This is a genomic window from Phyllobacterium sp. 1468, assembly GCF_031455525.1.
GTDB lineage: Bacteria > Pseudomonadota > Alphaproteobacteria > Rhizobiales > Rhizobiaceae > Phyllobacterium.
This window is the reverse complement of record NZ_JAVDSX010000001.1, coordinates 578,515-601,849: the sequence shown is the minus strand read 5'-3', so window position 1 is coordinate 601,849 and position 23,335 is coordinate 578,515. Positions and strand designations below refer to the sequence as shown.

Here is a 23,335-nt window from a genome sequence, read left to right as displayed (position 1 = left end):
GTACCAAAACGAAGGGGCGCAAAAGCGCCCCTTTTTCTGTCGGCCAGAATCCGCGTGTCCGGACCTTCGCTAGCCGCGCAACACGCCACCGGTCTGTTTGCCGACACTTTCAACGATACGTTTTGTCAGTGCTTCCAGGTCTTCGTCATTCAGAGTGCGCTCCACGGGCTGTATGGCCACCTCTATGGCAACTGATTTCTTGTCAGCGCCAAGCGATGCGCCTTCGAAGAGGTCGAAGACCTGAACCCCGGTAATCAGCTTCTTGTCGCTGGCAAGCGCTGCCCGGACAATCGCGCCGGCTTCGACGGCCTTGTCGACCACAAAAGCAAAGTCACGGCGCACAGTCTGGAAATCCGACAGGTTAAGCGCCGGCTTGGTGCGTGTCGCCTTCTGCTTTGGTTCCGGGATGGCATCGATAAAGATCTCGAAACCGCAAAGGCTCCCAGAGACGTCGAGGGTTTCCAGCGTCTTCGGATGGAACTCGCCGAAGGTCCCGAGGATCACCTTTGGCCCGAGCTTGATCGTGCCGGAACGCCCGGGATGGTACCAGGCGGGACCCCCGCTTTCTATCTGCAACTTATCCATCGGGGCGCCGCACGCTTCGAGCACGGCAAGCGCGTCGGCCTTTGCGTCGAAGACGCCAACCGGCCCAATATTACCCGTCCAGTGACGTCCAACGCCTTCGAGCTTCGCGGTACCCCTGCGAACACCGGCAGCAACGCGGCGCTGCGCTTCCGGCTTATTGCCTTCATAGGTGCCGGAGACTTCGAAGAGTGCGAGATCGTTGAAGCCGCGATCAGCATTGCGTTGAGCGGCAGCAAGCAGGGCCGGCAACAGCGATGGGCGCATATCGGCCATGTCGGCCGCGATCGGATTCGCGAGCTTCAGTTCTCTCTGACCGCCGCCAAATGCTTTCGCCGAGGCTTCGGAAATGAACGACCACGTAACCGCCTCCATCATGCCCCGCGAAGCAAGCGCCCGGCGGGCATTGCGCGTGCGGATCTGCAACGTGGTCAAGATCTTGCCGTTGACCGCCGCATGGCTAACCAAGGGCTGCGCATCGATCTGGTCGACGCCATAGATACGCATGACCTCTTCGACGAGGTCGGCCTTGCCGTCTATATCCGGACGCCATGACGGAATCACCACGTCAACAAGCTCACCGCTCCCTTGCGGCTTGAAGCCGAGGCGCGACAGGATATCGAGGCTCGTTTCAGCCGGAACATCGACGCCGGTAAGACGCTTGACCTCCGCTGCGGGGAACCGGACCGTCTTGGGTTCATGGCCTTTGTAGCCGATGACTTTCGTTTCGGATGGGGTGCCGCCGCAGAAATCGAGAACCAGCTGTGTGGCAAGCTCAAGACCGGGGATCATGAACTCAGGATCGACGCCGCGCTCAAAACGGTAGCGCGCATCGGTGATGATCCCGAGAGTCCGGCCTGTACGGGCAATATTCATCGCGTCCCAAAGCGCGGACTCGATCACGACATTGGTGGTGTTCTCATCACAGCCGGAGTGTTCGCCCCCCATGATGCCGCCAATCGATTCGACCCCATCAGCATCAGCGATCACTACATTGTCGGGACCCAATGTATATTCCTTGCCGTTGAGGCCGAGAATCTGCTCGCCTTCCCGGCCGCGGCGCACGGTGAGATTGCCGCTGACCTTGTCGGCATCGAAGACATGCAGCGGACGGCCGCGATCGAACGTCAGATAGTTGGTTATGTCGACGAGCGCATTGATCGGGCGCAGGCCTATGGCTATCAACCGCTGCTGCAGCCATTGCGGGCTATGACCGTTCTTCACGCCCTTGACGGTACGCCAAGCGAAGCCGGGGCAAAGATGGGTATCCTCGCCTAGCTCGAGACGAACGTCCACCAGCGCGGGCCCTGCGCCTTTGACAGGCCCGATCGGCCGCTGCTTGAGCTTGCCGAGACCGGCTGCAGCCAAGTCGCGGGCAATACCGTAGACGCTGGTGCAATCCGGACGATTCGGCGTCAGGTTGATCTCGATGACCGGATCGTTCAGGCCGGCATAGGCAGCGAAGCTGGTTCCGACGGGCGCATCTGCGGGTAGATCAATGATGCCATTGTGCTCATCGGACATTTGCAGTTCGCGTTCGGAGCACATCATGCCATGGCTTTCGACGCCGCGGATTTTGCCGACCGACAGCGTAAGGTCGATGCCCGGAACATAAGTACCTGGAGCCGCGAATGCGCCGATCAGGCCCGCGCGGGCGTTCGGCGCCCCACACACCACCTGCAGCGGCTTGCCGTCGCCCGTATCGACGGTCAAAACCTGCAGCTTGTCAGCATCCGGGTGGCGGGAAGCTGTCAGCACCTTGGCTATGACGAAGGGCCTGAGCGCCGATTTGTCATCGAGATGCTCGACTTCCAGACCGATTCTCGTCAGGGAATCGACGATTTCTTCGAGTGACGCCTCGGTCTCGAGATGGTCTTTAAGCCAGGAGAGTGTGAATTTCATGATTTTCACTCGTTTTCAAATTTCGAGGTTTAGAGGTGTGGGCAGGCGCATTCATCCCCGTGAAGCTCTGATGGCGCGTTAAGCGCTCAGGCCTCCGAACAGCGTTGGCATATCAAGCGGGCGGAAGCCGTAGTGCTGGAGCCAACGCACATCGGCATCGAAGAAGGCGCGCAGGTCCGGCATGCCATATTTCAGCATTGCGATACGATCGATGCCCATGCCCCAGGCAAATCCCTGATACTCATCCGGATCAACCCCTCCGGCACGCAAGACATTTGGATGCACCATGCCGCAGCCAAGAATTTCCAACCAGTCGGTGCCTTCACCGAACTTCACTTCCTTGCCAGAGCGGTCGCACTGGATATCGACCTCCAACGATGGCTCGGTGAACGGGAAATAGGACGGGCGGAAGCGCATCTTCAGCGACGGCACTTCGAAGAACGCCTTGCAGAATTCTTCGAGGACCCATTTCATGTTGGCGACATTGGCCGACTTGTCGATAACCAGCCCTTCAACCTGATGGAACATAGGCGAATGGGTGGCATCGCTATCCATGCGGTAGGCCTTGCCGGGAATAACGATGCGGATCGGTGGCTTCTGATTTTCCATCGTACGAATCTGAACTGGGCTCGTATGGGTACGCAGCACCCGCCGCTCGCCGTTCTCGTCGGGATTGAAGAAAAAAGTGTCGTGCATCTCGCGAGCCGGGTGACCCTCGGGGAAATTCAGCGCGGTGAAATTGTAGTAGTCGGTTTCGATATCCGGACCCTCCGCAATGGAAAAGCCCATATCGGCGAAAATCGCAGTGATTTCGTCGGTGACCTGGCTGATCGGGTGGATACGTCCCCGTTCTGTTGGCGCGGAGCGCACAGGGAGTGTGACGTCCACCTTTTCCTTTTCAAGACGCACGGCGATGGCGGCATCCTTGAGGGCGTTTCTGCGCGCGGTGAGTGCTTCCGTAATACGATTCTTCAAGCCATTGATGGCAGGTCCCTGGAGCTGCCGCTCTTCCGGCGACATGGAACCGAGCGATTTCAGCTTTTCCGAGATCGAGCCCTTCTTGCCGAGAGCTGCAACGCGGACGGCCTCGATGGCCGCTTCGTCATTGGCTAATTCAATCTGCGCGGCAAGCACGCTTTCAAGTTGTACCAGGTCGTCCATCGTTCTTCACCTGTTGGTTTCTTGAGACTAGCGTCATTCTCTCGACATGACCGCCTCTTGCTCGTCGATGCAGAAAATCGAAAAACCCGCGCCAGCCGAGCCAGCGCGGGTTTCCCAAATCGATATTTCCGGAAGGCTTTGGGAGCGCTGGTTTAGTGAACAGCGCCTTCAAAAGCGTTCGGAGTTGTATTCTTGAGATATTCAAGCGCCTTCTTGGCAGAAGCCACGAGCGAACCGAATGCCTCCGGCTCGTGGATCGCAAGATCCGACAGAACCTTGCGGTCAACCTCGATACCCGACTTCGACAAACCGTCGATGAAACGGCTATAGGTCAGGCCATGTTCGCGGACAGCGGCGTTGATGCGCTGGGTCCAGAGCGCACGGAAAGTACGCTTCTTGTTCTTGCGGTCGCGGTAAGCGTACTGCTTCGAACGATCGACTGCGGCCTTGGCGGTCTTGATGGTATTCTTGCGGCGGCCACGGAAGCCCTCGGCCTGCTTCAGAACTTTTTTATGCTTGGCGTGGGACGTAACGCCCCGTTTTACACGTGCCATGATATGATCTCCTTACTGAGATGGATAACGTTTGCCCGATCAGAGACCGTTAGGCAGGAACTTCTTCACGATTTTCGCATCTGGCTCGGAAAGAACCATCGTGCCGCGTGCGTCACGAATGAATTTGTTCGAACGTTTGATCATGCCATGGCGTTTGCCAGCGGCAGCGGCTTTGATTTTGCCAGTTCCGGTAATCTTGAACCGTTTCTTGGCAGCAGATTTGGTCTTCATCTTGGGCATTTTGCTACTCCTGATTTCTTTCTTGAGGTCCCTGCCGTTCCTACGGAACGCCACGCCTCTTGCGAGGCCCGTTTCGCTCCAAAGAGTTTCGGGCCTCTTGTTTTTTGACTTCAGGCCGACCAAAGCCTGAAAGCATACAAAACCGCCACGGCATGCCCTGCCGGGCGGTTTGAACGCGTGCTTATTACCAGAAGTCAGAAAAAGCGCAACAGTTGAATCACGTGAGCGGGCGAAAAACTCAGTACAGCTGCGGCCGCATCAGTACAGTCGCAGCAGAACCGGCAGAATGTGTTGTCCTTGCAGATATTCTACAAACTCGAGCAATGGATAGGAGACGAAGAATACAAGTCCGTCGGTGAACGTCCTATACAGCATGGACGACTTGACGGTCAGCACTTCGGTTTCTTTGTAAAGGGATAATTTCGGGAAGAAGCGCGGCACTTCCCGCTTATAGTTTGTGTAGGTCTCACCGAACACCTTTTCAAGATAACCCTCCTCCGCCGTGATGACGAACTGGAAGGCAATATAGCAGATCACGGCGAGCGCGAACGACACAGTCAGACTGCCGGTCATCATGCCGATGCCGAATGCGCCGATCGTGCTGAAGACATAGAGGGGATTGCGGCTCATCGAATATGGCCCGAGGCGGACAATCTCCGAGCTTTTGCGTCCGCCTATATAGAGCGTGCACCACATGCGTCCAAGGATCGTCATGACGATCACGCCGATACCGAAATCCTCGATATATTCATGCACGCGGTCACTGCTCCATGCGGAGCGAATGGTGAGAAGGGCAACCAGGATCAACCCGATGACGATTGCAACGGCAATGCGCCTGCGATGTTGAAACCGGGACATGTCTTTAAGGGAGTTCAATTCCGCCATAATGGCCCTTCGAATTTCGATCGGCATAGAAAAGCCGCCCGAAGGCGGCTTTTCTATGGAAGTTGGTTTGCTTCAGCGCGGCGCCAGAACCATCATCATCTGGCGGCCTTCGAGCTTTGGCTCGGCCTCAACCTTGGAAATTTCAACCGTATCTTCCTTGACGCGATCCAGAAGCCGCATGCCGAGTTCCTGGTGAGCCATTTCACGGCCGCGGAACCGCAATGTCACCTTGACCTTGTCGCCCTCTTCGAAGAAACGCTTGATCGCCTTCATCTTCACATCATAGTCATGCGTATCGATATTCGGCCGCATCTTGATTTCTTTGATTTCGACGGTCTTCTGCTTCTTGCGCGCTTCAGCAGCTTTCTTCTGGCCCTGGTACTTCAGCTTCCCGAGATCGACGATCTTGCAGACCGGCGGTTCGGCATTGGGCACGATCTCGACGAGATCGAGTCCAGCCTCATCGGCCATCGCCAGTGCTGCTTGAATAGTGACTATGCCGTGGTTTTCACCTTCGGCATCAATAAGCTGTACCTGAGGTACGCGGATATCGCGGTTGGAACGAGGTCCATCTTTCTGGACCACCTGGGCTCTAAAGGGTCGACGAATGGCAGTAATCTCCTTGAATTATTTCGGACCCGCAAATAGCACCGTCAGGCCGGAGCCGCAATGCTTCTGTGCGCGGGTGCATGCCAATATCGTTATTTTTGGGAAAAATCACGCCAATCAAACATAGGTTTATTTCAGATTTATGCAATGTTGCGGGCTTCAACCATGAACTTTGCCGTGGCAAAAGGGCCGATCACGACACGGGAGTAACCTTTATGAATGCACCCCTGCCCCAGTTTCTAACCGTCAACGGCCTCGATATTGCACTCCGCCGCCGCGAAGGTCGCACGCCCGGCATTGTGTGGCTGGGCGGCTATTACTCGGACATGCTGGGCAGCAAAGCCCAGTGGCTGGATCAGTGGGCGGACAAATACGGCGCGGCCTTCCTTCGGCACGACTATTCCGGCCATGGCGAATCCGGCGGCGAATTCCGCGACGGTACGATCTCGTTGTGGCTGGAGCAGAGCCTTGCGGTGTTTCGCGCATTTTCTTCCGGCCCGCAAATCCTTGTCGGCTCGTCAATGGGTGGATGGATCGCCTTGCGCATGATCGAGGAATTGCAAAGGACTGGCGAAGGCGGGCGGGTCGCAGGTCTGGTGCTCATTGCGCCGGCGCCGGATTTCACCTCGGAACTGGTCGAGCCGCAACTGACGAATGATCAGCGCCGCCAGATCGCCGAACGCGGCTATATGGAGGAACCATCCGATTATTCGTCCGTACCGTACATCTATACAAAGGCTTTGCTCGAAGACGGCAAAACCAATCAGGTTTTGAAGGGTGTCATCCAGACCGATTGTCCTGTCCACATCCTTCAGGGCATGGAGGACAAGGATGTGCCCTATACGCATGCCCTGCGATTAATGGATCACCTGCCCGTCGACGATGTGACGATTACGCTGGTGCGCGACGGTGATCATCGCCTGTCGCGTCCGCAAGACCTTGATCTTCTGACCCGAACCGTGTCTTCAATGGTTGAAAGAGTGAAACTCCTTCATCCCTTCCAATAGGTTCTCCGGCCCCATGCGCTTTTCCGTGATCGCTTCCGCTGTCGTCGCTGCTGTCGTCGGCTTTGGCGGAACGCTTGCACTTATCATCGCGGCAGCGCAGGCACTCGGAGCCACACAGGCCGAAACTGCGAGTTGGGTGACTGCATGCTGTCTCGCGATGTTCCTCGCGACAGGCTATCTGAGCTGGCGTTACAAGATGCCGATCATTGCCGCATGGTCAACGCCTGGATTGGCGCTCATCGGCGGCTCGATCGGCTTTACCATGCCAGAGGCGGTAGGAGCGTTCATTGTCACTGCGATAGCGATCATCCTCACCGGGTTGATCAAACCGGTTTCTGCCTTTGTTTCCAGGATCCCGGCATCGATAGCATCGGGCATGCTGGCTGGTGTGCTGTTTGCATTCCTGATCGGCGCTGCACGAACCATACCCATAGATCCGGTTTTTGTACTGCCTCTCATCGCGCTCTTCTTCATCATCCGCCTGTTCAACCCGGCCATGGCAGTGTTGGCCGTACTTTTCGGCGGGGTCGTTTATGCTTTTGTCAGCGGCCGCGTTGCAAGCGTCCCCGGTGTAGAGCTTTCGACTCTGACATTCATCATGCCGGTCTTCGACATGCGCGCGATGATCGGCCTGGCGCTGCCGCTTTATCTGGTCACCATGGCATCGCAGAACCTGCCGGGCTTTGCCGTCCTTCGTGCAGCGGGTTATGAGCCGCCAGCGGCGGCGGCACTGCAGGTCACCGGTCTGGTCTCACTGTTCACGGCGCCCTTCGGCGCGCACACAAGCAACATGGCCGCAATTTCTGCGGCTATCTGCACCGGTCCGGACGCGCATCCCGATCCAAAAAAGCGCTGGCTGACCGGCCCGTTCTATGCACTGTCCTATCTGATCTTTGCGATTTTTGGAGCGTCGCTGGTTGCCCTGTTTGCTGTCTTGCCTGCGCCGCTCATCGCCCTTGTCGCAGGTCTCGCGCTCATCGGGGCGTTTACCAATGCCCTGTCGCTGGCACTCAAAGTCGAACATGAGCGGCTGGCGGCAATCGTTACCTTTGCTGTCACGGCCTCGGGGATTACCATTGCGGGTATCGGCGCCGCATTTTGGGCGCTGGTGGCTGGGCTTCTCGTCATAGCCATCGACTACGCAAAGAAACGTTTCGCATTTCAATGATTTGGAGCATTTGAAATCACAGTTTCTTGAAAAGCCGCAAAGTCTTTCCCATGTCGATATCAATCGGCCAATAGGGGCCGGGCTTTCTTGATAGGGAAGGGCTTTAGATGAACACTTCTGCTTTAATCCGACCGGGCTGGTCTCCGGCGACCATCGCGCTGATGATTATAGGGTTCATGTTGTTCTGGCCTCTCGGTCTGGCCATGCTTGCCTACATTGTCTGGGGCAACCGTTTCGGCGGTTTCAAGCACGAGATGAACAATGCGGCTGACAATGTTTGCGGTGCTTTCCGCCGCCGTTCTCAGCATTTCGGCCGCGGCCCGTTCGGCACGGGCAATATTGCCTTTGACGAGTGGCGCGAAAAAGAACTGCAGCGGCTCGACGAAGAACGCCGCAAGCTCGAAGAGATGCGAACCGAATTCGAAGACTATGCCCGCGAACTCCGGCGCGCCAAGGACCGGGAAGAGTTTGATCGTTTCATGGCCGAGCGGAATGCCGCGCCAAAACCTTCGGGTTCTGTTCCAGGCGTGAATGACGCCGACCAGGAATAGCGCCTTAAGGGCGGGTTCATGGAAATCCGTTTGCTAAGGCGGCGCCTTGCGGCGCCGCCTCTGTTTTGTCTCACCGGTTTTGTTCGAATCAATTAAAGTACCTCTATGATCCTGTCCTTGTTCCGCAGCCTGCCGAAAAAATCCGCGACGCTTAAAGCCGAGCGGAGTTATGAGGTTGCGGGCCGGGTCCTGCCGCTGCGGGTCATGGAAAATCCGCGCGCTACGCGGTTGACCCTGCGTATCGACGCAGGGGGCAAAGGTCTCCGCATGACTGTGCCGCCCGGCATGCCTGCGCGGGAAGTCGAAAAATTTCTCGTCCGTCACGAAGGCTGGATCGAAACACGCATTGCGAAGATGCCCGATCAACCGAACGTGCGCCCGGGCGTGAAGATTCCCATACGCGGCGTGCCACACCTCATCGTGCACGAGCCAGCAAAGCGCGGAACGGTGCGGCAGGAGAACGGAGCCGAGGGGCCGAGGCTGATCGTCTATGGCGATCGTCCGCATCTCGCCAGGCGCGTTGGCGACTTCTTGAAACGTGAGGCGCGACGCGACCTGGAAATGCTCGTGGCCCGTCACACAACCACCGTTGGGCGGCGCGCAAAAGCCGTCCGCCTGAAAGATACCAAAAGCCGCTGGGGCTCATGCACATCGGACGGTATGCTATCTTTTTCCTGGCGCATCATGATGGCGCCACCACCGGTTATCGACTATCTCGTCGCACATGAAGTGGCCCATTTGAAAGAGATGAACCACGGTCCGAAATTCTGGAAATTATGCGGCGAGCTTTGCCCCGACACTGAGCGTTGCAAAGCATGGCTGAAACGCAATGGCAGTGCCTTGCAAGCTATCGATTTCACCTGATGGAACCTGCTATATCACCTGCCGTTTTGCAAGCGGCACAAACGCTGTGGAACTTTCATCTTATCTATGACGAACTCTCCGATGCCGATCTGATCATCGGTCTCGGCAGCTACGACTTGCGCGTCGCCGATCGTTGCGCCGAGCTGTTTCACCAAGGCCTCGCCAAAAAAATTCTCTTTACCGGCAAATCCGGCAACTGGACCAACAACCTATTCGATGGCAGTGAAGCTGACGCGTTTGCCAAGCGCGCCAGAGAACGGTTTGTTCCTGCGGACGCGATCCTGATCGAACCGCAAGCCACCAACATCGGGGAGAATATCCGGTTTTCACGTGCAATGGCGAAGGCCCAGGTGGCTCGCATCATCATTGTCACCAAGCCCCACACCCAGCGCCGCGCCTATGCGACAGTCCGGGCACAATGGCCTGAAGTATCGGCTTTTGTCACTGCACCAATGACGCGCTTTGAGGAACAACCGATCGAAGCCTACCCGTTTGAAATGCTTGTTCACGAAATGGTCGGCGACGTGCAGCGCATACGCGACTATCCGTCCAAAGGCTTCCAGATAGCGCAATCCATCCCTGCATCTGTCGCGGATGCGTTCGATTTCCTTGTTAAAGAAGGCTATCACCACCATCTCTAACCATTGATCCATGCGCAAAATCCTCGACTTTGACGCATTTTCGTGCGAGTGGCCGCTTATGAGCCTTGATATCAAGATATGCGGATTGAAAACCGACGAAGCGGTGGCTGCGGCACTGGACGGCGGCGCATCTTATATCGGCTTCATTTTCTTTCAGAAAAGCCCCCGCTATGTCGATCCTGGCGAGGCTGGCCGTCTGCGTCAGGCCGCCAGGGGGCGCGCGACAGCGGTGGCCGTGACTGTCGATCCGGATGACGTCACGCTCGACGCAATTGTTGCTGCGATGCAGCCGGACATGCTCCAATTGCACGGCAATGAGAGCGTTACCCGGGTTGCCGAAATCAAGGCCCGTTATGGCTTGCCGGTTATGAAGGCATTTGCCTTGCGCGAACGCGGTGACCTTGAACAGCTCAAACCGTATACCGGCGTGGCCGACCGCTTCCTTTTTGACGCCAAACCACCAAAGGGATCGGAGCTTCCTGGCGGGAACGGTGTTTCTTTTGACTGGCAGGTGCTGAGCGAGCTTGACGCCTCTATCGATTACATGCTTTCCGGTGGTCTCAACGCGGGTAATGTCGCCGAGGCGCTGCGGGTGACGAATGCACAAGGCGTCGATATTTCTTCCGGTGTCGAGTCTGCACCGGGCATAAAGGACGTTGGCCTGATAAGGGATTTTTTTCGGACTGTGCGCGCCGCCAAAAGCGCCGATGCAGCCTGAGTATTAAGAGGCGGACGCAACAGCCTCAAGAACGGAGTAGTGCGGTGAACACGGTGGTCAAACCCAATTCATTCAAGACAGGTCCTGACGAGGAGGGCATGTTCGGCATTTTCGGCGGGCGTTTTGTTGCAGAGACCCTGATGCCGCTGATTCTTGAACTGCAACAGGCCTATGAGGACGCGAAGAGCGATCCCTCGTTCAAAGCCGAGTTGCAGGCCCTGTCGACCCATTACGCCGGACGGCCATCCAAGCTCTATTACGCCGAAGGCCTGACAAAACATGTGCGCCAGCTGGCCAAGGATCAGGGTCTTGATGGCGGCGCCAAGATCTATTTCAAGCGCGAAGATCTGAACCATACCGGCAGCCACAAGATCAACAATTGCCTCGGTCAGATTTTGCTCGCCAAGCGCATGGGCAAGACCCGCATCATCGCGGAGACGGGCGCCGGCCAGCACGGTGTCGCATCGGCCACGGTGTCCGCCCGGTTCGGCCTGCCTTGTGTGGTCTATATGGGCGCAACCGACGTCGAGCGGCAGAAACCCAATGTATTTCGCATGAAATTGCTCGGCGCCGAGGTCAAGCCCGTATCGTCTGGCCATGGCACGTTGAAGGACGCGATGAACGAGGCCCTGCGTGATTGGGTCTCTAATGTCGAGGATACTTACTACCTCATCGGTACCGCCGCTGGTCCGCATCCCTATCCGGAGATGGTGAGGGATTTTCAGTCGGTGATCGGTACGGAAGCCCGAGAGCAGATCCTCGAGCACGAGGGACGCCTGCCGGACACCATCATTGCTGCCGTTGGCGGTGGGTCCAACGCAATCGGTCTATTCCATCCCTTCCTTGATGACAAAAGCGTCGAGATCATCGGCATCGAAGCCGGCGGCCGCGGGCTCGATGGCGAAGAGCATTGTGCCTCGATGAGCGCGGGACGTCCCGGCGTTTTGCATGGCAACCGCACCTATCTCCTGCAGAACAAGGACGGCCAGATTCTCGATGGTCACTCTGTTTCTGCAGGCCTCGACTACCCAGGCGTCGGGCCCGAGCATTCATGGTTGCGCGATACGGGCCGTGTTTCCTATGTACCGATACTCGACGATGAAGCGCTCGAAGCGTTTACCCTGACAACCCGCACCGAAGGCATCATTCCTGCACTGGAATCCGCCCATGCCATCGCCCATGCGGTGAAAATCGCGCCTAAGATGGCACAGGACAAGATCATGATCGTCAATCTTTCCGGACGTGGTGACAAGGATGTGCATACGGTTGGGCAGCTTCTAGGGATGGACATCTGATATGACGACGCGTATCGACAGAAAATTCGCAGCGCTCAAAGGCGAAGGCCGTCCGGCACTCGTAACCTATTTCATGGGTGGCGATCCGGACTTCGACACATCCCTGAAAATCATGAAGGGGCTGCCCGGCGCCGGTTCCGATATCATCGAGCTCGGTGTTCCATTCTCCGACCCCATGGCGGATGGACCCGCCATTCAGGCTGCCGGGTTGCGGGCGCTTAAAAAGGGCATGTCGCTGACGAAGACACTCAATCTCGCCGCGCGCTTTCGGCAAACCGACGATACCACGCCGATCGTGCTGATGGGATATTACAACCCGATCTACATCTACGGCGTCGACCGCTTTCTTGTGGATGCCGTCGCCTCTGGCATCGACGGCCTGATCATTGTCGATCTACCGCCTGAGATGGACGAAGAACTCTGCATTCCCGCCATCAAGGCCGGGATCAATTTCATTCGATTGGCAACACCGACGACTGACGACAAACGTTTGCCGAAGGTCCTGCAGAACACATCGGGCTTTGTGTACTATGTATCGATGAACGGCATTACCGGATCGGCATTGCCTGATACGAGCCGGGTTGCGGCCGCTGTCGAGCGGATCAAGAAGCATACGGACTTGCCAGTCGTCGTCGGCTTCGGCGTCAAGACCGCTGAGCAGGCCAAGGTAATCGGCGCCGCCGCGGACGGCGTTGTCGTCGGCACGGCGATCGTCAATGCTGTTGCCAACACGATCAATCCCGACGGTTCTTTGGTGGCGGATCCCGCCGAAGCCGTTGCCACGATGGTCAAAGGCCTTTCCAGCGGTGTGCGCGCGTCAAGTCTTGCGGCGGCCGAGTAAAGCCCCTAAATCAACCGTTTGCTAGAAGAACAGGACCGATCATGAACTGGATCACGAATTACGTCCGGCCCAAGATCAATTCGATGCTTGGTCGCCGTGAAATGCCAGAGAATCTCTGGATCAAGGATCCTGAGTCCGGCGAAATGGTTTTCCATACGGATCTGGAGAAGAACCAGTGGGTCGTGCCAACTTCCGGGCATCACATGCGTATCCCCGCAAAGGACCGGTTGAAGTTCTTCTTCGATGACGGCGTCTTTGAAGTGCTGGAACAGCCGAAAGTTGCGACAGATCCGTTGAAATTCCGCGACGAAAAGCGCTACGTCGACCGGCTGAAGGAGCATCGCACCAAAACCGGCCAGGATGATGCGATCATCAACGCACTTGGCACGATCGAGGGACTGCCGATCGTCGTGACCATCCATGATTTCAGTTTCATGGGCGGTTCGCTCGGCATGGCGGCGGGAGAGGCGATCATCAAGGGTTTCGAGACCGCGATCGCCCAAAAGAAACCACTGGTGCTTTTCGCTGCCTCCGGCGGTGCTCGCATGCAGGAGGGAATTCTTTCGCTGATGCAGTTGCCGCGCACAACTGTTGCCGTCGAAATGCTGAAGGAAGCTGGCCTGCCTTACATCGTTGTCCTCACCAACCCGACGACAGGCGGCGTCTCCGCCTCTTACGCGATGCTTGGTGATATCCACATCGCCGAACCCGGTGCATTGATCGGCTTTGCCGGACAGCGTGTCATTGAACAGACCATCCGCGAAAAATTGCCCGAAGGGTTCCAACGCGCCGAATATCTGAAGACGCATGGGATGGTGGATATGGTCGTGCCACGGCCAGAATTGAAAGCAACGATTGCCCGGCTGTTGAAGATGCTGATGGGTGAAGCGGCCACGGAAATTGCTGAGGAACACCCCAACGAACAGGCCGTGGTGCCGGTACCGGTCGAAGCCGAAGCTTGATGCCGACCCGCTTTTTGAACTGGTTGTGCAATGCCATCGCGTGCTGAACAAGAGATCGACCGGCTCCTCGGGCTCCACCCCAAGGGCTTCGATCTGTCTCTCGGCCGTATAACGCGCCTGTTGGACACGCTGGGCAATCCCCAACTGCGGATCCCGCCGGTGATCCACGTCGCGGGCACCAATGGCAAGGGTTCTGCCGTCGCCTTCTCGCGGGCTCTGCTCGAAGCCGCAGGATACGCGGTGCACGTCCACACGTCGCCGCATCTCGTACGCTGGCATGAGCGCTATCGGATAGGCGCGGCGGGCGGCGGCAAGATCGTCGACGACGATGTGTTGGCCGATGCGGTCGAGCGGGTTGCCGACGCCAATGCCGGACAAGCAATCACCGTCTTCGAAATCCTGACCGCCGTGACTTTCGTTTTGTTTTCGGAGCACCCGGCGGATGCTGTCATCCTCGAAGTTGGCCTTGGCGGGCGGTTCGATGCGACCAATGTCATTCCCGAGCCGGCCGTGAGTGTCATTATGCCTATCTCGCTCGATCACCAGTCTTATCTCGGCGACCGTGTGGAACTGATTGCCGCGGAAAAGGCCGGCATCATCAAGCCGCGTTGCCCTGTTGTCATCGGGGCCCAGGAAGAAGAAGCCGTTCGCATGGTGCTGATCGAGACCGCGGAGCGCCGCGACTGCCCCTTCACTGTGTATGGCCAGGATTTCCTTAGCTTCGAAGAACGTGGACGCATGGTCTATCAGGACAATAAAGGATTGATGGACCTTCCTTTACCGGCCCTGCTCGGCCGCCACCAGCTGGCGAACGCTGCTGCTGCAATCCAGGCGGTCAGAACCGCCGGCTTCAGGGTTCCGGAGCAGGCCGTCGAACGGGCGATGGCAAACGTCGAGTGGCCCGCGCGGATGCAGCGGCTCATCAAGGGCAAGCTGGTGGATATGGCGGTTCCGGGTTCGGAGATCTGGCTCGATGGCGGACACAACCCCGGAGCGGGGCTGGTGATCGCCGAGGCTATTGCCACCTTGGAAGATCGAAACCAACGGCCGCTGTTTCTGATCACCGGCATGATCAACACCAAGGATCCTGTTGGCTATTTCCAGGCCTTTACCGGCATGGCGCGGCACGTCTATACGGTGCCGATACGCTCCAGTGGCGCCGGGATTCCCCATGATGAGCTCGCGCTTGCTGCCAATGAAGCCGGGCTATCGGCTGAACCTGTCCATTCAGTCGAAAATGCTCTGAAGATTCTGGCCCATAGCTGGGACACATCCGAGCCGGCACCGCGAATTCTTATAGGCGGGTCGCTTTATCTGGCTGGCGAAGTTCTTTCCGACAACGGCACGCCGCTATAGCTTTCTTTTTTGCGCAAGTTCCGGGCAGAAACCGGGTATCACTTTTCCTGAAATTGCTCTCGAAGCTCTGCGCAACAAAAAGCCCGGTTTAAACCGGGCTTTTGTCGTTTTCAAATGGACTTGAACAATCAAGCAGCCGAATTTCTAATCCAGTCAGACAATTTGCTCTTGGGAGCAGCGCCGACCAGATTGGCAGCAAGTTCACCATCCTTGAACATCAGCAAAGTCGGGATCGAACGCACGCCGAACTGGGCCGCCAGTTCCGGATTTTCATCGATGTTCACCTTGGCGATCGTGATTTTGCCTTCCATCTCGGAGGCAATCTCTTCAAGAGCAGGGGCGATCATCTTGCACGGGCCGCACCATTCCGCCCAAAAATCAACGACGACAGGCTGGCCCGCCTGAATGACGTCGGACTGGAAATTGCTGGTGTCGATCTTGACGGTAGCCATGGGCTTTTCCTTGTATGTTTGTGAATGTGTTGCACATCATGTGGTGAGTCGGCTCGCAATCGTCAAGCTCAGTATTGTCACGATTCAGTGCAAACAGCCAGGAGCAGCCTACAATCCTGCTTCGTTGCCTGCCCGCAGCAATGCATAATCCGCTTTACCACGTTTCGCATTTTCCAATCGTTATTCTTTGCTCACACCATCCGGCCGAGCGCGTCGCGCATCGCATCCGCGGGGATGACGATCAGGTGCGGACCTTCGGTGAAGAGCAGCGCAGCCTCTACATTCTTGCCTGGATAAAGCGGTTCCAGCAATTGGCGGTAAAGGGCGAGCTGCGCGATATACGCCTCCGGAACCTCGTTGAGACGAGCCGGGGGTGGACGGTTTGTCTTGTAATCCACGATGAGCACCCGCTTTTCATCGGCGGCGAGCCTGTCGATCACACCCGAGACAGCGTGATCCTTGCCGCGCAAATGCAGTGTTCCCATGATCGCCACTTCTGCAAGCGAACCTGATGCGAAAACCGGCGCATAGCGCGGATCATCTATAACGTCGAGAACCGATTGCAGGGCATCCTCGATCTCCTGCCGGGGCCAGTCGGAGGCTGCGCGCGAAAGGTAGCGCCCCGCAACCGGAACCCGTTGTTCGGCGGACAAGTTCGGCAGGGTCTGCAACAAGGCGTGGATGACAGTTCCGCGGCGGATCGCGAACGATGGATCACCTCCGTTTACTGTCAATACCGGCGAGCCGGTCACCACGGGCACTTCGTCGTCGGGTTCGATCAAGACCGAGACCCCAGATGGCGCAAGCGGTCTAGGCAGGCCGGCTTCTCGCGGCATGGGAGAGCGGTACGCCGCGGGAAACGGTTCGGCACGCGCCTCGGAAGGTGCGGCAAGCTCATCGATTGGCGAGCGAGTACGCTCCGTTACGCGATAGCGCCTGGCGACCACGGCTTCTACGGGATGCTGGAATGGCTCGCTCAACTCTCCCAATGCCGCGTCGACCAAACCATGCCATGTTTCGGATACCTGCCGCGATCCGCGGTAGCCGCACACGATCAAGCGATCCTCGGCGCGTGTCATCCCCACATATAGAAGCCGGCGATATTCTTCTTCAGCGCGAATTTTCAGATTGTCGACGATCGCCGCCGTAAAGGTGGTCGCATAGGCTTTGCCAGGGACAAAAAGAAAACCTGGACCTTGCCAGCCATCTTTTTCCTGCAGCTTGAAAGAAAGTAAATTTGGCGTTCGCCCACCTGCCGACGCCGCACTGCCGGAATCGACCAGAAAAACGACGGCCGCCTCCAGCCCCTTGGCTGCGTGCACCGTCATGATGCGAACTTCATTGCGGCTCTGATCGAGTTCACGTTTGATCTCGGGGGTTGCGGCGTCAAGCGTTTCAAGGAATGCCTGAAGTCCGGGGAGGCCAGTCTTTTCCGTGGCAACCGCATAGTTTTGAAACTCGTCGATGACATCGCCTGCTTCATGGCCAAGTCTCGCCAACAGATCGCGCCTGGCGCCTCCCGGGCCCAGAATCTCCGCATAGAACTCGAACACCGGTACAGTGTCGGCCCGATTGCGCCAATTCTGCAATCGTTGTGCCGTTGCACTCACGATCAGGTCATCGTCAGCACGCGCCTTCAGCCGCTGATAAAGTGTTTCATGTTCCGCCCGGCCGTAAGCGAGGTCAAACAATTGTTCATCGTTCCACTTGAACAACGGGCTCTTCAACAGTGCTGCAAGCGACAGGTCGTCGGATGGCAGGAGCATGAACCGGCCAAGCGCCACCAGATCCTTGATGGCAATGTGGTCCGTGAGCTTCAACCTGTCAGCGCCGGCAACCGGGACGTGCCGCTTCTTCAGCTCGCGCGACAAAGCCGGCATAAACTGATCGCGCTTGCGCACCAGCACCATGATGTCCCGCGCTTCGAGAAGTCGCCCCTGACCCTCGATTATTTCACCTTTCTTTAGCCAGCTATCTATCGTTTTGGCGATTTGCTCAGCAAGCCTGACAGGTGGAGCGGGCAGGCTATCCACGGGCTTGCGCCAATCGTCTTCCTGCGGAGCGCTTTCCGGCGTGATCATATCCCATATCTGAACCTCGCCGGGATCGTGATCGCGAATGGCCGTGTGAACAGTTGGGCCGTGCTCACGTCCGAAGCCCCGATTGGCCTCGGGCCGGGCAAAAACTTTATCCACGGCAGACAAGACATCGGGGGCAGAGCGGAACGAGAAATTGAGATTGACACGCTCAAAACTCAATTCGGCTTGCCTGGTGTTCCTTTCAGTCGCCCTGCCATGCTTGGCAAAATCCTCAGGAATAGCGCCCTGAAACGAATAGATGGATTGCTTTTCGTCACCGACGGCAAACAGCGTGCGCCGGATGTCGCGGGCGGATTTGCCGGAAAAAAATTCCTCACTGAGGAGACGGATGACGCGCCATTGATTGGGGCTCGTATCCTGCGCCTCATCGACCAGAATATGGTCGATACCCTTGTCGAGCTTATATTGGACCCATGGTCCAGCATCCTGACGCGAGAGCAATCTCACCGTACGCACAATCAGATCGTCGAAATCGAGCAGACCATGCGTCTTTTTCATTTGCTGATAGCGGCCGATCAGATCGTCAATCAGAACCAATGCGGAAAGCGTAAGGCGAAGCACGCGCCATTGTTTAAGACGATCTAACCCGTGGAATACGCGCTGTGCCGCTTGATCGTAACGATCGATAAAATCCGAATAACGGTCAGTCACCCCCTTCGTTGCGATATAGGAACCGCTTTTGGGATCACCCGTCGCTTTCAGGAACGCCGCCCGCAGTGCTTCCTCGCGTTGGTCGACTTGTTCGTTGAACTTTGCATGAAGCAGAATCAACGCAAATTCTTGCGCCCGCGTTGCACTCTTTTGTATCTGAAGAATGCCGGACAACTCTGGGTGATCGAATTCTTCCACGGGCCAAAGCGTTGACAGAATGCTGTTTTCGGTCTCGTCGCCCTGGAAGCCAAAGTGCGAATAGAACGCCTGGCGGCGCAGATCATCGTGACCCACTTCCCCGATAAATTGTGTCAGATCATGCCGTTTGTTTACGGCTTCATCGAGCAGTTGCTGCAGACCAAACTCTCCGGCGGCATCGAGCACATCGGCAAAAGCTGCAGCAAGCTCCGTGTTGTGGTCGAGGCGCGCTGCCTGCAAAAGTTGACGGCGCGCTTCGCCGACCAGCGCCACCTGCATCATATCGTCCATCAATTCAAAGTGGCCGGCAATATTGGCCTCGAGCGGGAATTGATGGAGGATCGCTTCACAGAAGGCGTGTATGGTCTGAATCTTGAGGCCGCCCGGCGTTTCCAGCGCCCGTGCAAACAGGCGTCTCGCTTGCGCCAGCCGTTTCGGCCCGGGGCGATTGCCATCGATCTTCTCGATGGTCTCGGCCAACGCAACTTCGTCCAATGTTGCCCAATCGGACAAACGCGCAAAAACACGGTTCTGCATGACCGCTGCTGCCGCCTTGGTGTACGTCAGGCAAAGAATCTTGGAAGGATCGGTTCCGTCGAGCAGGAGGCGAATGACGCGTTCGGTCAGTACATGCGTCTTCCCTGACCCGGCATTGGCCGAAACCCAGACGGAATCCTTCGGATCGGCCGCCTTGTTTTGATTGGCAAGTGTTTCTCCCGGAATGCTGCGCGGTGCCTTCATTCGCCGTCACCGCTATCGTCAGCGCCGCCCGCCGACCATTCCAGCACACGTGCGAGATGATCGTAATCCCCGGTCAAATCGCTTTCCTTGAATGGCAGTGCCCTCGAAAGATAGCCTTTGTGCGGGTCGCGATAAGCGGTCAGCAATTCAGTCAGGCGGCGCCACGAAAGTTCGCCAAGCTCAGGAGCTGATTTTTCGCTCCCATTGGAGCCGCTACCGATCTTCAGGATCGATTCCGGATCGACCTTGCCGTTGGGACGAAGCCTTACATAGAGGAGGTCTGCAGCGTCGCGAGCGCCGACCTCATGGAAAGCACCACGCGCCAGCAGCGCTGCTTCGAGTGCAAGCTGCGGAGACAAAAGCACATGCGCCTGCCGCTTGGACGGTGTCGATCCAGTCTTGTAGTCGATAATCTCGGCCGAACCGTCGCGCCGTAGATCCACACGGTCAGCACGGCCGGAGAGCGTTACACCGGTCGTTTCAACGGGGATCTTTCTTGAGGCAATTTCTGGATGACGTGCCGTTATAAGGTGCGCGCGTTGGCGTTCCCATTGGAGGTATTCCGGAACCAACGACTGAAATCGCGGCCACCACACCGCATCGATTTCCTCGGGCAATGCTACTTCATCGAAAAAACGCCGTCCGGTCTCCAAAAGACGTACGGATGCATCGTCCGCCTGGGGATCGACACCCTCTGCGGTGAAATTTGCCAGGATATCGTGGAACAACGATCCGCGCTCGGCCACATCGGGATCACGGATCAGTGGCTCAATGGGGCGCAGGAGCAGGATGCGCCGGGCAAAGATCGCGTAAGGATCGCGCCTGAGCGTCTCAATTTCCGTGACGGAGAAATGCTTTGGCCGCGCGCCTAAAGGTGGCTTGGGTTCGGGCCGCTTGACGAAATCTTCGTCTGGTGCGGTATCGATCTCCCGCGCCCAGTTCAGATACTTCGCGCCCCGGGTGCGCAATTCCGCAGTTGCAGTTTTGCCAAGAACTGTTTCGAGGCGTTGTAGCCAACGCGATGCAACCGTCGGAGCGTTGGCGGCGCGTTGCGCCCGTGTGAGAATGACCCGGTCCATTCCCATCGCCATCTGGAAATCATGCGCTGCAAGGCCGGTGCGCCGTTCCGGTGGTTCAAGATTGATGATCGATTTCATTGGCCGCGACATGAAGGGATCATTGCGGGTTTTGCCCGGCCATGTTCCTTCGTTCAGACCGCCGATGACGACAGTATCGACCGTCTGCAAACGGGCTTCCAGTGCCCCCCAGATAAAGAGACGGGGATGCGCGCCGGCCTTAGGCTTGACGACCTCCCCTGCCACCAGCGCCTCGATCATCGACGGCCATTCGGAAGGCATGAAATCCAGCCCCGCATCCGCCGATATCAGATTGCGCAAAAAGGCGGCGAACTGTTCTCCAGCGGCGCCTGAATACAGCGCGGCGATATTTCCTTGGTCATCCCGTACCAGATGTTCCAGACTGGTGACCGTGGCATGGATAATCTCCGCCATCTCCACCGGAACTTCTCTGCAGGCTACAACCGCTAGCGGTTGCATGCATTGCGAGAGCGCTTCACAGGCTGAGCGGGCGGCCTCGATCTGGGCAACGGTAATCTGACGGAGCCACCCGGGTTCAAATGGTGTTGTGCTCGCCTCCGAAAGGCGTTTTTCAAAGAAAGAACGGAGGCCGGACAAGGTAGCCCGACCCGTACCCCCGCGAAGCGACACAAGTTCAATGGTCTCGGCAGCTTGCCTAACGGCGGAACGTTCGAGACCGAGCCGGGTCAATGGGTGTTTGAGAAGCGCGATCAGTGCGACCGGATCGCCCGGATTGAATACTGTTTCCAGTGCCAGGCGCATCAAGGTGGCTGGTTGCGTTTCGCGCAGAGCATGCCCGCCGGAATCATCGGCCACGATATTGAAACGAGCAAGCTCAGTCGAGACACGTCGCGCAAGATTCCGATCCGCAGTGATCAGGGCCGCCGTCTTGCCTGGCTGGTCGATCGCATCACGCAAAGCGACAGCAACTGCGAGAGCTTCTTCCCGTTCGTTCGCGGCCTCTACAAGCACAATCGGCGCGATGGCAGCCAAGAACCTGCCATCGCCACGGTCGATATCGGCCCATGCTTCACTGGTGTCTGCGGGGCGCATCGCCTCGGCCAGCAAAGCCTCGCGCGCGCGTTTTGACGCTGCGACGTCTCCCAGCTGGATGACGTCCTGACGCGGAACGCCGAGCTGGCTCAACAGCTTTCTCAAACCATATTGCGGGTGACCGAAAATCGATGGGCTATCGATGGTATTAGACAGAAGTTCCCAACTTGTTGCGTCCATGTCACGATCGACGCCGGGCAGGACCAGAGCACCTTGTGGCAGGCGAGCGATGGCGGCGAGCAGCTGTGCGGTGGCGGGTATGGAACCCGTGGAACCGGCGGCGATGACCGGCCCGGCTGGCGGGCTGCGCAATAAACGCTCGGCTTCGAGTTCTATCAGCCGGTTGCGATTGGCGGCAGGGTTGGATCGATGCCGGTCGGCAAGGACCTCAGGCCAAAGACTGGTGACGATCCCCAGGAAGTCCAGAGTTACCTGCCACCAGTTCGGCAGATCCTCGGACACAATGTTGGGCAGCGACGACCATCCCATCGCTTCGGTCTCTACCTGATCCATCAAGCTTGCGAGATCTCGCGCCAGCCAGATCGCATCCGCGGTCGTGGCTGGAATGGCGATCTCTTCGTTGCCGAAAAGCGCCCGGACATGGTCAGGCAGGCGTTCGCGCCAAGGCCTCACCAGCCGCGCGAGCAGCAGCAATCGTTCCGTCGAATTTATCGGTGGCAGGAGATCGAAAAAAGCATCCGATCCTAGATCGAACATTGCCGCATCCTCGTCCACATCACCGAGTGGCCGGATGACGGGGAGGATGGCAGACTTGGCCGGGCTCGTTTCGACCAGCAAAGAGCGCAGGGTGCGTGCAGCGCGGCGTGTCGGCACATAGATCGTTGCATGCGCCAGCGCCATGGGATCCGACGGATCCGCGGGATATCCGGGTACAAGTATGCCCGCTCGCAACGCATCGACGAGAGCGGGCAGAAACGGAATGCCCGGTGCTATGGAGAATATGCGCGAACGTCCGTGCTCAACCATTGACCGTCTGTCTGGCGATGGCGGCTTCCGCCTCGCCAATCGCATCAGGTGTTCCGACCGTCAGCCACAAGCCCTCCATCCGCCGGCCATAAAGCCTGCCTGTCGCGATCGCCGCATCAAAATAGCGATTAAGCGAGGCCTTGCCCGCCACGGCGCCTGCGAAAATCCGCGGATGGATAACGGCTGCACCGGCATAAATATTGGGTGACGTTTCGCCGATTGCGAGGCGGCGCAAGCGACCATCGTCGCTCATGTGGAAATCACCGCGCCCATCATAGCCGGTGGCTTGATCCTTTGCCGCAATCATCAGCAGAATATCCATGCGCACATCATCCCACCCTTCAGCCAGCAGGACAAGATTGGGCTTCGGTCCATCCACCCAAAAAGTATCGGCATTGACCACATAGAAAGGATCGGACCCGATCTTTGGAAGTGCGTTGATGATACCGCCGGCGGAATCGAGCAGTTCATTGCGCTCGTCCGAAATGATGATCGCCGGAGTCTCTCGCTTCGCCAGATGCGCATCGACCTGATCGGCAAGATAGTGAACGTTGACGATAGCTCGCTCAACGCCCACATTCTCAAGCGCTTCGAGTCCCCAATCGATTAATGGTTTGCCGGCTACTTTTACTAGTGGTTTTGGCATCGTATCGGTAATTGGAGCCATTCGCTTGCCAAGGCCGGCTGCCAGAACCATTGCCGTATGCGGACCTGCCATCAA

General features: G+C 57.6%; 20 protein-coding genes. 10 read left to right on the top strand and 10 right to left on the bottom strand.

Going from position 1 to position 23,335, the window contains the following annotated elements; all coding sequences use genetic code 11:
• Positions 1 to 69 precede the first annotated feature (69 nt).
• The 6 genes from pheT to infC all read right to left on the bottom strand — a co-directional run bounded on the left by pheT (position 70) and on the right by infC (position 5,933).
• Complete coding sequence (gene pheT, locus J2X72_RS02980; RefSeq protein WP_310068273.1) at positions 70 to 2,484, bottom strand: phenylalanine--tRNA ligase subunit beta; 2,415 nt, start codon at positions 2,482 to 2,484, stop codon at positions 70 to 72.
• A gap of 78 nt (positions 2,485 to 2,562) precedes the next feature.
• Positions 2,563 to 3,645 (bottom strand): phenylalanine--tRNA ligase subunit alpha, encoded by a 1,083-nt coding sequence (gene pheS, locus J2X72_RS02975; protein WP_310068271.1) that lies wholly within the window; start codon positions 3,643 to 3,645, stop codon positions 2,563 to 2,565.
• A 152-nt stretch (positions 3,646 to 3,797) separates the two neighbouring features.
• Complete coding sequence (gene rplT / locus J2X72_RS02970) at positions 3,798 to 4,199, bottom strand: 50S ribosomal protein L20 (protein WP_112524827.1); 402 nt, start codon at positions 4,197 to 4,199, stop codon at positions 3,798 to 3,800.
• A gap of 39 nt (positions 4,200 to 4,238) precedes the next feature.
• Complete coding sequence (gene rpmI / locus J2X72_RS02965) at positions 4,239 to 4,439, bottom strand: 50S ribosomal protein L35 (protein WP_106713409.1); 201 nt, start codon at positions 4,437 to 4,439, stop codon at positions 4,239 to 4,241.
• A 258-nt stretch (positions 4,440 to 4,697) separates the two neighbouring features.
• Positions 4,698 to 5,315 carry an isoprenylcysteine carboxylmethyltransferase family protein gene (locus J2X72_RS02960; RefSeq protein WP_310069276.1) on the bottom strand — a complete coding sequence of 206 codons (618 nt, stop codon included), beginning with the start codon at positions 5,313 to 5,315 and terminating at the stop codon, positions 4,698 to 4,700.
• Positions 5,316 to 5,396: 81 nt separating this feature from the next.
• Entirely contained in the window at positions 5,397 to 5,933 is a 537-nt protein-coding gene (gene infC / locus J2X72_RS02955) for a translation initiation factor IF-3 (protein WP_112524829.1), read from the bottom strand.
• Positions 5,934 to 6,148: 215 nt separating this feature from the next.
• Here infC and J2X72_RS02950 point away from each other — a divergent pair, with 215 nt between their 5' ends.
• The 10 genes from J2X72_RS02950 to J2X72_RS02905 all read left to right on the top strand — a co-directional run bounded on the left by J2X72_RS02950 (position 6,149) and on the right by J2X72_RS02905 (position 15,336).
• Positions 6,149 to 6,940 carry an alpha/beta hydrolase gene (locus tag J2X72_RS02950; RefSeq protein ID WP_310068265.1) on the top strand — a complete coding sequence of 264 codons (792 nt, stop codon included), beginning with the start codon at positions 6,149 to 6,151 and terminating at the stop codon, positions 6,938 to 6,940.
• 13 nt (positions 6,941 to 6,953) lie between these two features.
• Complete coding sequence (locus J2X72_RS02945; RefSeq protein WP_310068262.1) at positions 6,954 to 8,108, top strand: benzoate/H(+) symporter BenE family transporter; 1,155 nt, start codon at positions 6,954 to 6,956, stop codon at positions 8,106 to 8,108.
• A gap of 107 nt (positions 8,109 to 8,215) precedes the next feature.
• Positions 8,216 to 8,659 carry a DUF2852 domain-containing protein gene (locus J2X72_RS02940; protein ID WP_209998805.1) on the top strand — a complete coding sequence of 148 codons (444 nt, stop codon included), beginning with the start codon at positions 8,216 to 8,218 and terminating at the stop codon, positions 8,657 to 8,659.
• A gap of 105 nt (positions 8,660 to 8,764) precedes the next feature.
• Positions 8,765 to 9,523 carry a M48 family metallopeptidase gene (locus J2X72_RS02935; RefSeq protein ID WP_310068258.1) on the top strand — a complete coding sequence of 253 codons (759 nt, stop codon included), beginning with the start codon at positions 8,765 to 8,767 and terminating at the stop codon, positions 9,521 to 9,523.
• 11 nt (positions 9,524 to 9,534) lie between these two features.
• On the top strand, positions 9,535 to 10,164 hold the full coding sequence (locus J2X72_RS02930) for a YdcF family protein (protein WP_310069272.1): 630 nt from the start codon (positions 9,535 to 9,537) through the stop codon (positions 10,162 to 10,164).
• Between the two features lie 58 nt (positions 10,165 to 10,222).
• Positions 10,223 to 10,882, top strand: a complete 660-nt coding sequence (locus J2X72_RS02925) for a phosphoribosylanthranilate isomerase (protein WP_310068255.1) — start codon at positions 10,223 to 10,225, stop codon at positions 10,880 to 10,882.
• Between the two features lie 44 nt (positions 10,883 to 10,926).
• Positions 10,927 to 12,177 (top strand): tryptophan synthase subunit beta, encoded by a 1,251-nt coding sequence (gene trpB, locus J2X72_RS02920; RefSeq protein ID WP_310068251.1) that lies wholly within the window; start codon positions 10,927 to 10,929, stop codon positions 12,175 to 12,177.
• A 1-nt stretch (position 12,178) separates the two neighbouring features.
• Positions 12,179 to 13,018 carry a tryptophan synthase subunit alpha gene (gene trpA, locus J2X72_RS02915; protein ID WP_209998811.1) on the top strand — a complete coding sequence of 280 codons (840 nt, stop codon included), beginning with the start codon at positions 12,179 to 12,181 and terminating at the stop codon, positions 13,016 to 13,018.
• A gap of 41 nt (positions 13,019 to 13,059) precedes the next feature.
• The gene (accD, locus tag J2X72_RS02910; protein WP_310068249.1) at positions 13,060 to 13,980 is read left to right on the top strand and encodes an acetyl-CoA carboxylase, carboxyltransferase subunit beta; all 921 of its coding nucleotides are present in this window, start codon (positions 13,060 to 13,062) and stop codon (positions 13,978 to 13,980) included.
• 30 nt (positions 13,981 to 14,010) lie between these two features.
• Positions 14,011 to 15,336 carry a folylpolyglutamate synthase/dihydrofolate synthase family protein gene (locus tag J2X72_RS02905; RefSeq protein WP_310068247.1) on the top strand — a complete coding sequence of 442 codons (1,326 nt, stop codon included), beginning with the start codon at positions 14,011 to 14,013 and terminating at the stop codon, positions 15,334 to 15,336.
• A 128-nt stretch (positions 15,337 to 15,464) separates the two neighbouring features.
• Here the strand turns inward: J2X72_RS02905 and trxA are convergent, their stop codons facing one another.
• The 4 genes from trxA to J2X72_RS02885 all read right to left on the bottom strand — a co-directional run bounded on the left by trxA (position 15,465) and on the right by J2X72_RS02885 (position 23,332).
• Complete coding sequence (gene trxA, locus J2X72_RS02900) at positions 15,465 to 15,788, bottom strand: thioredoxin (protein ID WP_112524851.1); 324 nt, start codon at positions 15,786 to 15,788, stop codon at positions 15,465 to 15,467.
• 191 nt (positions 15,789 to 15,979) lie between these two features.
• Positions 15,980 to 19,477 carry a double-strand break repair helicase AddA gene (gene addA / locus J2X72_RS02895; RefSeq protein ID WP_310068243.1) on the bottom strand — a complete coding sequence of 1,166 codons (3,498 nt, stop codon included), beginning with the start codon at positions 19,475 to 19,477 and terminating at the stop codon, positions 15,980 to 15,982.
• Positions 19,474 to 22,614, bottom strand: coding sequence for a double-strand break repair protein AddB (gene addB / locus J2X72_RS02890; protein ID WP_310068242.1), 3,141 nt, complete (start codon positions 22,612 to 22,614; stop codon positions 19,474 to 19,476). Before addB ends, addA begins: the two co-directional genes overlap by 4 nt.
• Entirely contained in the window at positions 22,607 to 23,332 is a 726-nt protein-coding gene (locus tag J2X72_RS02885) for a nucleotidyltransferase family protein (protein ID WP_310068240.1), read from the bottom strand. The genes addB and J2X72_RS02885 overlap by 8 nt, the downstream gene beginning before the upstream one ends.
• Positions 23,333 to 23,335: the final 3 nt, after the last annotated feature.